Origin of the sequence: Rhodococcus maanshanensis NBRC 100610 (genome assembly GCF_001894865.1) — a bacterium.
GTDB lineage: Bacteria > Actinomycetota > Actinomycetes > Mycobacteriales > Mycobacteriaceae > Rhodococcus_G > Rhodococcus_G maanshanensis.
The window spans coordinates 58,854-70,903 of record NZ_BCXA01000033.1; the positions used below are offsets into that span (position 1 = coordinate 58,854).

The 12,050-nt window shown below is 70.0% G+C and carries 9 protein-coding genes and 1 tRNA gene; 8 read left to right on the forward strand and 2 right to left on the reverse strand.

Annotation, left to right across the window (positions count from 1 at the left end; genetic code table 11):
• The first annotated feature begins 53 nt into the window (after positions 1-53).
• Positions 54-1,106, forward strand: a complete 1,053-nt coding sequence (locus RM1_RS16970) for an FAD-dependent monooxygenase (RefSeq protein ID WP_072752914.1) — start codon at positions 54-56, stop codon at positions 1,104-1,106.
• A gap of 298 nt (positions 1,107-1,404) precedes the next feature.
• Here the strand turns inward: RM1_RS16970 and RM1_RS16975 are convergent.
• Positions 1,405-1,490: transfer RNA gene (locus RM1_RS16975), tRNA-Leu, on the reverse strand.
• Positions 1,491-1,652: 162 nt separating this feature from the next.
• Here RM1_RS16975 and RM1_RS16980 point away from each other — a divergent pair.
• The 7 genes from RM1_RS16980 (at position 1,653) to pknB (ending at position 11,252) form a co-directional block, all read left to right on the forward strand.
• Complete coding sequence (locus RM1_RS16980) at positions 1,653-2,951, forward strand: FHA domain-containing protein (protein ID WP_072752915.1); 1,299 nt, start codon at positions 1,653-1,655, stop codon at positions 2,949-2,951.
• A gap of 166 nt (positions 2,952-3,117) precedes the next feature.
• Positions 3,118-3,582, forward strand: a complete 465-nt coding sequence (locus RM1_RS16985; RefSeq protein WP_027502765.1) for an FHA domain-containing protein FhaB/FipA — start codon at positions 3,118-3,120, stop codon at positions 3,580-3,582.
• Entirely contained in the window at positions 3,579-5,021 is a 1,443-nt protein-coding gene (locus RM1_RS16990) for a PP2C family serine/threonine-protein phosphatase (protein ID WP_072752916.1), read from the forward strand. The genes RM1_RS16985 and RM1_RS16990 overlap by 4 nt, the downstream gene beginning before the upstream one ends.
• A complete protein-coding gene (locus tag RM1_RS16995; protein ID WP_072752917.1) occupies positions 5,021-6,475 on the forward strand; it encodes an FtsW/RodA/SpoVE family cell cycle protein in 1,455 nt (484 codons plus the stop codon). The genes RM1_RS16990 and RM1_RS16995 overlap by 1 nt, the downstream gene beginning before the upstream one ends.
• Complete coding sequence (locus tag RM1_RS17000; protein WP_072752918.1) at positions 6,472-7,962, forward strand: peptidoglycan D,D-transpeptidase FtsI family protein; 1,491 nt, start codon at positions 6,472-6,474, stop codon at positions 7,960-7,962. Before RM1_RS16995 ends, RM1_RS17000 begins: the two co-directional genes overlap by 4 nt.
• A 3-nt stretch (positions 7,963-7,965) precedes the next feature.
• On the forward strand, positions 7,966-9,330 hold the full coding sequence (locus RM1_RS17005; RefSeq protein WP_072752919.1) for a serine/threonine-protein kinase: 1,365 nt from the start codon (positions 7,966-7,968) through the stop codon (positions 9,328-9,330).
• The gene (gene pknB / locus RM1_RS17010; RefSeq protein WP_072752920.1) at positions 9,327-11,252 is read left to right on the forward strand and encodes a Stk1 family PASTA domain-containing Ser/Thr kinase; all 1,926 of its coding nucleotides are present in this window, start codon (positions 9,327-9,329) and stop codon (positions 11,250-11,252) included. Before RM1_RS17005 ends, pknB begins: the two co-directional genes overlap by 4 nt.
• A 133-nt stretch (positions 11,253-11,385) precedes the next feature.
• Here the strand turns inward: pknB and RM1_RS17015 are convergent, their stop codons facing one another.
• Positions 11,386-11,943: a TetR/AcrR family transcriptional regulator gene (locus RM1_RS17015; RefSeq protein ID WP_245816407.1), complete on the reverse strand. Its 558-nt coding sequence runs from the start codon at positions 11,941-11,943 to the stop codon at positions 11,386-11,388.
• Positions 11,944-12,050 lie beyond the last annotated feature (107 nt).

A 12,050-nucleotide genomic window follows, 5' to 3' on the forward strand; every position in this document is an offset into this window, starting at 1 on the left:
GCGCGACACTACAACAGTAGTAATGCCACTACATCCGTAGTAACGTGACGTACATGAGGGGCACAGCAACCGTCGTCGGCGGCGGCATCGGCGGTCTCACCGCCGCGAACTACCTGATCCGGGCGGGATGGGAGGTTCGGGTGCACGAGCGCGCGGACGGACCACCCGCCACCGGCACCGCGCTCGGTTTGTGGCCGCAGGCGCTCGCCGCCCTCGACGCGATCGGACTCGGCGACCGGGTCCGCCAGCTCGGTGTGCCGCAGTCGTCCGGCTCGCTGCTGCGCCCGGACGGCACCGCGATCGCCCGTGTGACGGTGCGGGGCGGGTCGACCACCCTGCTGTCGCGGCCCGGGCTGCTGAGCACCCTGGCCGCGCCCCTCGGTCCGGGAGTGCTGCACTACGACAGCACCGGGGACCAGGGCGGCGACGGGGCGGACGTCGTGATCGCCGCGGACGGCATCAACAGCCGGATCCGGGACGCGGTGTTCGGCGAGCGTTACCGACCCCGCCCGCTCGGGATGGCCGCCTGGCGCGGCTGGGTGCCGGGCACCGCCGACAACTCCGCCGAGACCTGGGGGGACGGCGCCCTCTTCGGGATCAGCCCGCGCGACGGCGGCCTGACGAACTTCTTCGCCGCGGTCCGCATGAAACCGGACATCGCGGGAGTGGAGCCTGCGGAACGACCAGACAACTCCGACGGCGGAGCCGCGTTCCTGCGCGAGCGGTTCGGCACCTGGCACGCCGAGGTCCGGGCGGTCCTCGATCGGATCGACCCCGCCGTGCTGCTCCACCACGACCTCTACGAGAGCCCGGCGCTGCCGTCGTACGTGCGGGGCAACGTGGCCCTGATCGGCGACGCGGCCCACGCGATGGCACCGAACCTGGGCCGCGGTGCGTGCGAGGCGATGATCGACGCGGTGGCCCTCGGCAGGGCGCTGACCGAGAGCGCGGACGTGTCCGAGGCGTTGCGCCGCTACGACCGGCGCCGTCGACGGCCCACCCGCGCGCTGATGCGCGCCTCGAGGACCATGGGGAGGGTGGCGACCGCAACCCGGCTGACGCCGCTGCGGGATGTCGCGATCGGCCTGGTGACCAGGCTCGGATGACGACGAAATTGCCCCGAAATGACTACTGACCGCAGCGAACATGTCAGCTGCGGTCAGTGTTGTCGGTAACCATAGCGTGACCGGATCGTGACTCGATCGCACTGTGGTAAAGGTCACCAGACCAAGTGCCGATCACCGCGCAGGACCTCTGCTCGGCGAGCGGCACACCGACCGGACCGTCGATGAGGGAATCGGGTTCGAGTGGGCGCGACCTGTCGCTCTCGGACCGACAAAAAAACGAGGCCACGATCTCTTTCGAGTTCGTGGCCTCGTTCGTCGCAGTTCGTCGAACTGCTTATGGTGGGCGAAGGGGGACTTGAACCCCCACGTCCCGAAGGACACTGGCACCTGAAGCCAGCGCGTCTGCCATTCCGCCACTCGCCCGAGCGACGCCGGAAACATTAACACGTACCGGTCGGGAATGACGATTCGCCCCCCCGACCTGCGAAGGAAGCGATCACCCCCACGGGCATCCGGCAAAGGTAGATATCATGCAGGGGCGGCATCGAGGCCGCGACACGCCACCGGGACCGGAGAGGAGCCACGATGGGGATCGTCCAGCGATTCGAGCGCAAGCTGCAGGGCGCCGTCGGGGATGCCTTTGCCCGGGTCTTCGGCGGCGGCGTCATGCCCCAAGAGGTGGAATCCGCACTCCAGCAGGAGGCCACCGACCGGGTTCAGCACCTCGATGGCGGACACCTGCTGGCCCCCAACATGTACGTGATCACCATCAACGAATCCGATCACGACGAACTGGCGACGGACCGGGACTTGACAGTCAAGGCCTTCGCCCGACACCTTGAGGGCTTCATCCGCGACCAGGGATGGCAGACCTATGGCCCCATCACCGTGCGGTTCGAACCGAGCCCGGCGTTGCACACGGGCCAGTTCCGGACCAGCGGGACGGTGGACCCCGATGCGGGGCGGCCACCGGCTCGTAGCCCAGGCCCGGAAGTGCACGCAGTCCCGCTACCTCGACCCTCCGCTCATCCGAACCCAGGAGCTGGCCCCATGACGCAGAACTCAGGCTACGACGCCAACCGCGAGCCCGCGGACAACGAGGGCCGGCCCGAATACCAGCCGGCATACGCCTCGAACAGCTACGCCAACGGCAACAGCTACCCCAGCGAGCAGCCGCGGAACAACGGCTACGCGAGCGAGCAGCCGCGCAACGGCTACGAGCGGCCCTACGGCGGCGGCTACCAGGATCCGTACGCGCAGGGCGCGGGCGACCCGTACGCCCAGGGTGCGAGCGATCCGTACGCGCAGGGGGCGGGCGATCCGTACGCGCAGGGGGCAGGCGACCCGTACGCCCAGGGTGCGAGCGATCCGTACGCGCAGGGCGGCTACCAGCAGGGCGCGCCGGTCTACCCGCCGCAGTCCCCCGCCTACCCGCCGCAGCAGCAGGGCTCCGGCTACCCCGCACAGCAGGCCCCGCAGGCCCCCCAGGCCCCGCAGAGCTACGACTACCAGCAGAGCGCGTACGGCCAGGACTACCCGGCCTACGACCAGCAGCCCTACGGCGCGGGCGCGTACTCGGGCTTCGATGCCGACCGCACCTTCACGGTCACCCTGCAGCTCGAGGACGGCAGCGGCCGCAACTTCCAGCTCCGCGAGGGCCGCAACGTGATCGGCCGCGGCCAGGAGGCCCAGTTCCGGCTGCCCGACACCGGCGTCTCGCGTCGGCACATCGAGATCCGCTGGGACGGCCAGGTCGCGATGCTCTCCGATCTCGGCTCGACCAACGGCACCACCGTGAACGGCGCGCCGGTTCAGGATTGGCAGCTCGCCGACGGTGACGTGATCCGCGCGGGCAACTCCGAGATCCTGGTCCGTATCCTCTGACCCGCCACGGCGGTAACAACCGAACCAGCGGAAGCCCCTTCGGATTCCGTATGGTGGTTGCGCACCCATATAGCGATCGACACAGGCCGTATCGCCATAAGATGCTGCCAGTAAAAAGCCGGAGTTCGGGACCACCCGATCGCCACGAATGAGGAGGTGGACCGCCGTGCAGGGACTCATCCTGCAGTTGACCAGGGCGGGCTTCCTGCTGTTGCTGTGGCTGTTCGTCTGGGGCGTGCTCCGGGCCCTGCGCAGCGACGTCTACGCCGCCTCGGGTGTGCGTGTGCCGCCCCGATATTCGCGTAGCTCCTCGGTGCTGCCCTCCTTCGGCAAGCCGAAGGTGGCCAAGTTCCTCATCGTCACTCAGGGCGCGCTTGCCGGCACCCGCATCACGCTCAGCTCGCAGCCCGTCCTGATCGGGCGGGCCGACGATTCCACCCTCGTGCTCACCGACGACTACGCCTCCACCCGGCACGCTCGGCTCTCTCAGCGCGGAACCGACTGGTACGTGGAGGATCTCGGATCGACCAACGGCACCTACCTGGACCGGGCGAAGGTGACCACCGCGGTGCGGGTGCCCCTCGGTACCCCGGTTCGCGTTGGCAAGACCGTGATCGAGCTGCGCCCGTGACCCTCGTCCTCCGTTACGCGGCGCGCAGCGACCGTGGCCTGGTGCGCTCGAACAACGAAGATTCCGTGTACGCGGGCGCCCGTCTGCTCGCGCTCGCCGACGGCATGGGCGGCCACGCCGCCGGCGAGGTCGCCTCCCAGCTGATGATCGCGGCCCTCGCGCACCTCGACGACGACGAGCCCGGCGAGGACCTGCTCGGCAAGCTCGAGGCGGCGACCCGCGCGGGCAACGCCGCCATCGCCGATCAGGTCGAGGACGAGCCCGAACTCGACGGCATGGGCACCACCCTGACCGCGATCCTGTTCGCGGGCAGCAGGCTCGGCCTTGTGCACATCGGCGACTCGCGCGCGTACCTGCTGCGCGATGGCGTGCTCACCCAGATCACCCGCGACGACACCTTCGTCCAGTCCCTCGTCGACGAGGGACGGATCACCGCCGAGCAGGCGCACACCCACCCGCAGCGTTCGCTGATCATGCGGGCGCTGACCGGCAACGAGATCGAGCCGACCCTCACGGTCAGGGAGGCCCGCGCAGGCGACCGGTACCTGCTGTGCTCCGACGGACTCTCCGATGTCGTCAGCGACGAGACGATCTCGGAGGTGCTCGGCGAGGGTGAGCACGGCGAGTCCGCCGACCGGCTGATCGAATTGGCGCTGCGCAGCGGCGGTCCCGACAACGTCACGGTGGTCGTCGCCGACGTCATCGACCTCGACTACGGCCAGAGCCATCCCATCGTTGCCGGCGCCGCCTCCCACGAGGACGAGGAAGACTCACCGCCGCCGGACACCGCCGCAGGACGGGCCGCGGCCATGCGCCCGCCGCGGGCGACCCCGCGCCGGGTGACCGGCCCGGTCGACACCGAGGCCGCGAAGCCGAAGCGACGGCTGACCTGGATCCTGTTGGGGCTGGGGCTGATCGCCGTCGTGGTCGTGGGGCTCGTGATCGGGCGCAGCCTGATCCGCAGCAACTATTACGTGGGTGCGGACGACAGCCGGGTGACCGTGCTGCGTGGTGTCCCCGGCTCCGTGTTCGGGTACTCACTGCAGGAGGCGAACCTCGTCGGGTGCATCACCAACAGCGGCTCGCTGAGCCTGGTGACCCCGGACGCCGAGCCGACGAACTGCACCATGCTGATGGTCGACGACCTGCAGCCCTCGGCCCGTGAACAGGTGCGGGCTGGCCTGCCGTCGGGCAGCCTCGACGACGCCAAGCGGCAGATGAGCCGTCTCGCCACCGCCGACCTGCTCCCGGTGTGCCAGACCACCACCCCCGTGCCTCCCGCTCCCCCGGCGACCGGCGCACCCGCCGGCCCCGCCGCGCCCGGTGCCACGGCCACGCCGACCACCCAACCGCCGCCCTCCGCGGCGCCGCCGACGCCCACCCCCTCCGAGTTGGCTCAGGCACAGGTGCCCGGGCAGAACTGCAGGACCGGCCGCTGATGTCTGTCTCCGCGGCACCATCGGGGCCCTCCTTCCCGAGTCCGGCCGGAGGGTTCGCGCCCGCACCCGTGCAATCGAACCGACGCAACGTCGAACTGCTGCTGATCTGCTGCGCCATCGCGATCACCACCCTGTCGCTGATCCTGGTCGAGGCGAGCCAGGAGCAGAAGATCACCCTCGACCTGGCCAAGTACGCGCTCGCCTACGCGGTCCTGTTCGTCGTCGCCCACCTCGCGGTGCGCAGGTTCGCGCCGTACGCCGACCCCTTGCTGCTGCCGATCGTCGCGCTGCTCAACGGCCTCGGACTGGTGCTGATCCACCGACTCGACCTCGCCGACGCCGCGACGGCGGCCTCGTTCGGGTGGGAGATCCCCTCCCCAGACGCCAATCAGCAGGTGCTGTGGACCGCGCTCGCGATCGCCGGCTTCATCGCGGTGCTGGTGTTCCTCGAGGACTACCGACTGCTGGCGCGCTACAGCTACACCCTCGGCCTTGCGGGCCTGGTGCTGCTCGCCCTCCCCGCGGTGCTGCCTGCATCCATGTCCGAGGTGAACGGCGCGAAGATCTGGATCAAGTTGCCGTTCTTCAGCATTCAGCCAGGAGAATTCGCCAAGATCCTGCTGATCATCTTCTTCGCCTCGGTCCTGGTGTCCAAGCGCGAGCTGTTCACCACCGCGGGCAGGCATTTCTTCGGGATGGACCTGCCGCGCGCCCGTGACCTCGGGCCGATCCTCGTCGCCTGGATCGTCTCGATCGGCGTGCTGGTGCTCGAGAAGGACCTCGGCACCTCGCTGCTGCTGTTCGGCACCGTGCTGGTGATGCTCTACATCGCCACCGAACGGGTCGGATGGCTGCTGATCGGCGGCGGGCTGCTCGCGCTCGGGTTCGTGTTCGCCTACCAGCTCTTCGGCCACGTCCGGGTCCGGGTGAACACCTGGCTCGACCCGCTCGGCGACTACAACAACACCGGGTATCAGATCTCGCAGTCGCTGTTCGGGCTCGCCACCGGCGGGCTCGCAGGCACCGGCCTCGGCAGCGGGCGCCCGTCCCAGGTCCCGTTCGCGAAGACCGACTTCATCGTCGCCACGATCGGCGAGGAGCTCGGGCTCATCGGCCTCGCCGCCGTGCTGATGCTGTTCCTGATCTTCGTCATCCGCGGGCTGCGGACCGCGCTTGCGGTGCGTGACAGCTTCGGCAAGCTGCTCGCGGCCGGGCTCTCGTTCACCGTGGCGATCCAGGTCTTCGTCGTCGTCGGCGGCGTGACCAAGCTGATCCCGCTGACCGGCCTGACCACCCCGTACATGTCGTACGGCGGCTCCTCGCTGCTGGCGAACTACCTGCTGCTGGCGCTGCTCATCAAGATCTCCGACTCGGCGCGGACCCCACCGAAGCCAACGAAGAAGGGACCCGCCCCCATCGCGGACGCACCGACCGAAATGTTGAGGCGCCCATGAACACGCCCCTGCGACGCGTCGCGATGGCGGTCATGGTGATGGTGGTGGCACTCCTGGCCAACGCCACGTACGTGCAGGTCATCAAGGCCGACGACCTGCGCACCGATCCGCGTAACTCCCGGGTCCTGCTCGACGAGTACTCGCGCCAGCGCGGACAGATCTCGGCGGGCGGCCAGGTGCTGGCCGCGTCGATCCCCACCGACGACCGCTACAAGTACCTGCGCACGTACCCGCCGAACCCGGCGGCACCGTCCAGCCCCTTCGCCAACGCGCCGGTCACCGGCTTCTACTCGATGCTCTACGGCAGCACGGGACTCGAACGGACCGAGGACCAGGTGCTCAACGGCTCCGACAACCGGCTGTTCGGGCGCCGGTTCTTCGACCTGGTCTCCGGGCGCGACCCGCGCGGCGGCAACGTGGTCACCACCCTCGACCCGGTCGTCCAGCAGGTGGCGTACGACCAGCTCACCGCGAAGGGCTACACCGGCTCGGTGGTCGCGATCAAGCCGAGCACCGGCGAGGTGCTTGCGATGGTGAGCACGCCGAGCTACGACCCGAACCTGCTGGCCAGCCACGACGGCGCCGTCAGCACCCAGGCATGGGAGGCGCTGAACGAGGACGAGGACAAGCCGCTGCTCAACCGGGCCATCTCGCAGTCGTATCCCCCCGGCTCCACGTTCAAGGTGGTGGTCACCGCCGCCGCGCTGAGCAACGGCGCCAACCCGGAGGAGCAGCTGACCGCGGCACCGAACATCACGCTGCCCGGCACCAACACCACGCTGGAGAACTACAACGGGAGCACCTGCGGCAGCGGCCCGACCGCCTCGCTGCGGGAGGCCTTCGCCAGGTCCTGCAACACGGCCTTCGTCGAGCTCGGCATCCGGACCGGCGCCGACGCGCTGAAGGAGAAGGCCGCCGGGTTCGGCATCCAGCCCGACTCGCCCGGCATCCCGATGCCGGTCGCGGACGGCACCGTCGGGTCCATCCCCGATGACGCCGCGCTCGGGCAGTCCAGCATCGGCCAGCGCGACGTCGCGCTGACGCCGCTGGAGAACGCCGTGATCGCCGCGACCGTCGCGAACGGCGGCGTCCGGATGCAGCCGCACGTCGTGGCCCAGCTGCAGAGTCCCGACCTGTCCAACCTGGCGACCACCCACCCCGAGTCGCTGGGGCAGGCGGTGTCCCCGCAGGTGGCGGCGACGCTCACCGACCTGATGATCGGCTCGGAGAACAACACCGGCGGCGGCAACAAGATCCCCGGCGTCCAGATCGCGTCCAAGACCGGCACCGCCGAGCACGGCACCGATCCCCGCAACACCCCTCCGCACGCCTGGTACATCGGGTTCGCCCCCGCGGCGAACCCGGAGATCGCGATCGCGGTGCTGGTCGAGAACGGCGGCGACCGCGCTCTCGCCGCGACCGGCGGCTCGGTCGCGGCACCGATCGGGCGGGCCGTCATCGAAGCCGGACTGCGGCAGGGGGGCTGAGAGATGACTCTGAACAACGGCGCGGTGATCGCGAACCGGTACCGGCTACAGCGGCTGATCGCCACCGGCGGCATGGGCCAGGTCTGGGAGGGCACCGACAACCGCCTGCACCGCCGGGTCGCGGTCAAGGTCCTCAAGTCGGAGTACTCAGCCGACCCCGAGTTCCTGGAGCGCTTCCGCACGGAGGCCCGCACCACCGCCCAGCTCAACCACCCTGGCATCGCGGGGATCTACGACTACGGCGAGACGCTCGACAGCGTCGGCCAGTCCACCGCGTACCTGGTGATGGAGTTGGTCAACGGCGAACCGCTCAACGCGGTGCTGGGGCGGGTCGGCCGGCTGGCGCTGCCGCACGCGCTCGACATGCTCGAGCAGACCGGCCGCGCCCTGCAGGTGGCGCACGAGGCGGGCGTGGTGCACCGCGACGTCAAGCCGGGCAACATCCTGATCACCCCCGCAGGCCAGGTGAAGATCACCGATTTCGGTATCGCGAAGGCCGTCGAGGCCTCCCCGGTGACCCGGACCGGCATGGTGATGGGCACCGCCCAGTACATCGCACCCGAACAGGCACTCGGGCAGGACGCCTCACCGGCCAGTGACGTGTACTCGCTCGGCGTGGTCGGCTACGAGGCCCTCGCAGGCAGGCGCCCGTTCGTCGGCGACGGCGCGCTGACGGTGGCGATGAAGCACGTCCAGGAGGTGCCGGCCCCGCTGCCTGCGGATCTGCCGCCCAACGTGCGCGAGCTGATCGACATCACGATGGCCAAGGACCCGGCCGCGCGGTACGGCAGCGGCGGCGAGTTCGCCGACGCGGTCGCCGTGGTCAGGTCCGGCGCGCGGCCGCCGCTGCCGGGGGCCGGCCTGCCGCCGCGACCGGGGACGGGCGTGGTGCCGCCGATCGTCGGGACCCAGATGTTGCCCACGTCCCAGCGCGAATATGCTGGCCCCGATTCCGGGTCGGTGCCGGCGGTGGCGACGGGCATGACCAAGGGACAGAAGATCCTGGCGTGGGGCGGCGGCGGACTGCTGCTCGCGGCCCTGCTGATCTCCGTGGGGATCCTCCTGTTCGGCGGTGGCGGAGCGCCAAGCGATCCGGCGCCGCCGAAGGTGACCACGTCACGGCCGGTGGTCACCACGACCACCCGCCCGCCCGTGACCACCACGACGGAACAGACGACCACGACAGAGGAACCGACGACCACCACGACGGAACCGACCACGACGGAACCGACCACGACAACGGAACCGACGACCACCACGACGGAACCGACCACCACGACCACCACCACGACGACGACGACCCGCCGCACCACCACCGCCACGACCACGCCGGAAGAACTCGAGCCGGCCCCTCAAGGACAGCCATGACCACACCCCGCAAGCTCTCTTCCCGCTACGAGCTGGGCGAGATCCTCGGCTTCGGTGGCATGTCCGAGGTGCACCTCGCCCGCGACATGCGCCTGAGCCGGGACGTGGCGATCAAGGTGCTGCGCGCCGATCTCGCCCGCGACCCCACGTTCTACCTCCGCTTCCGCCGCGAGGCGCAGAACGCGGCGGCACTGAACCATCCGGCCATCGTGGCCGTCTACGACACCGGCGAGGCCGAGACCGACGGCGGTCCACTGCCGTACATCGTGATGGAGTACGTCGACGGCGACACGCTGCGCGACATCGTCCGCACCGAAGGGCCGATGGCTCCGCGGCGGGCGATGGAGGTGATCGCCGATGTCTGCGCGGCGCTGGACTTCAGCCACCGCAACGGCATCGTGCACCGCGACATCAAGCCGGCCAACATCATGATCAACCGCGCAGGCGCGGTGAAGGTGATGGACTTCGGCATCGCCCGCGCCATCTCCGACGCGTCCAGCCCCATGACGCAGACCTCCGCGGTGATCGGCACCGCGCAGTACCTCTCGCCCGAGCAGGCGCGTGGTGAACAGGTCGACGCCCGCTCGGACGTGTACTCACTCGGCTGCGTGCTGTTCGAGATCCTCACCGGGGAACCGCCGTTCAAGGGCGACTCCCCGGTCGCGGTGGCGTACCAGCATGTCCGGGAAGACCCGGCCCTGCCGTCGAGCGTGAACTCGAACGTGCCGCGCGAGCTCGACTCGGTGATCCTCAAGGCGATGAGCAAGAACCCGGCCAACCGGTACCAGAGCGCCGCCGACATGCGTTCCGATCTGGTGCGGGTGCTCGGCGGTCAACGTCCCGGCGCGCCGATGGTGATGAACGACGAGGACCGCACCACGATCCTCGGTGCGGTCGACGCGCCGAACCGGTACGGGGCGCCCCCCGCCTCGCCCCCGCCGGTGGCGCAGGCGGCCGCGCCAGGGCCGGAGGACGGCCAACCGCGCAGCCGCAAGGCCGTACGCGCGGTGCTGCTGTCGGTGGCGGCGCTGGCGGTGATCGGCATCGTCGGCGCGTTCCTGTGGTCGCTCGGCCCCGGCTCGAAGGCCGCGCAGGTCACCGTCCCGAACGTCACCAACCAGTCCGCACAGGAGGCGCAGAACGCGCTGCAGGACCTCGGTTTCCGGGTACAGACGCAGCCGAAGGCCAGCGATGAGGTGGCCTCGGGCAACGTCATCACCAGCATCCCCGTCGCGGGGACCAGGGCCGACGAGGGCACCACCGTGACCCTCGACGTGTCCACCGGTCCGCAGGAGGTGGAGGTCCCGACGCTCACCGGCATGACGCAGGCGCAGGCGGCGCAGGCGCTGAACGCGATCGGGCTGCAGTTGGACCCGACGGTGAGCACCGCCACGTCGACGCAAGACCAGCTGGACAAGGTGGTCTCGCAGAAGCCGGACGCCGGGTCGAACGTCGCGCTGGACGGCACCGTGAAGATCACCCTCGGCAGCGGACCGGAACAGATCCGGATCCCGAACGTCGTCGGCCAGACCCTCGACGTCGCGCAGCCGAACATCGAGGGAGCCGGCTTCAAGGTCCAGGTCGAGAACATCGACTCCGGCAAGCCCAAGGGCGAGGTGGTCTCCACCGACCCGACCGGCGGCAGCGCGGCGACCAAGGGCGCCACGGTCAAGATCCGGGTGTCGAACGGCAACATGGTCACGATGCCCAACCTGAACAACCAGAGCGTGTCGCAGGCGCTCGACTCCCTGCGGCGCGCGGGCTGGACGGGATCCTCGAGCCAGCTCGTTCAGCATCCCGAGGCCACCCTGGAGACCGATCAGGTCGGCAAGGTGGTCACCCAGGCGCAGCCGTCCGGCTCGGAGATCTCCAAGACCGCGACCATCTCGGTCGGGATCGGTCAGCTCGGCATTCCCCGCTAGCCGGGACCGCCTCACCGCTCCGGAGTGGACGACTGGGTTCGTCGCGACCGGAGCGGTGAGGCGGCGAAGCGCTTCCGGAAGGCCCGGCTGAACGCGGCACCGATCGCGGTCGGCAGGACCGTGAGCAGGCGAGCTAGCGGAATGCCGGCTCCACGAAGCGTTCGACGAGCCGGCGCTCCGTCGCCGGGTCGCCCGCCGGGACGGTCAGCAGCGAGATGACCACCCGCACGATCCACTGCGCGGCCTCCGAGTCGGGCGCGATGCCCGTCAACGCCGTCGCGACCCTGCCGAGTTCGGGAGACGACGCGAGATAGTCGTCGCCGCGGCCGGTCCGTGAGTTGGTCACCCACTGGGCGAGCGCCGGATCGGCTCGCACGGCGGCGACGGAGATCAGGATCGCCTCGACGATCCGTCGGGAACCGCTGAGCGGTTCGACCGTCGCCGCGACCTGCTGAGCCACCGCAGCCGCTGCCGCGGCGACGACCCCGCCGACCAGGGCGGACTTGCCGCCGACGTAGCGGTACAGGGTGGCCCGTGAACACCCGGCCCTGGCCGCGACATCCTCGACGCTGACCCGATCGAGCCCCCGCTCCAGGAACAACTCCGCCGCGGCGGCATGGATCCTCGCCACCGCGAGCGCGCGCCGGTTGCCGCCGGCCAGCCAATCCGACCCCGCGTCCGATTCGTCCACGAAACGCCTCCGAACGCTGTCTCGGGTCCATCTCATGTTGAGACAAATCTGTCTCCAAGTCTACAACTCATCCCGTGTCACACCGCGGTGAGCTGGGACGGCGCCAT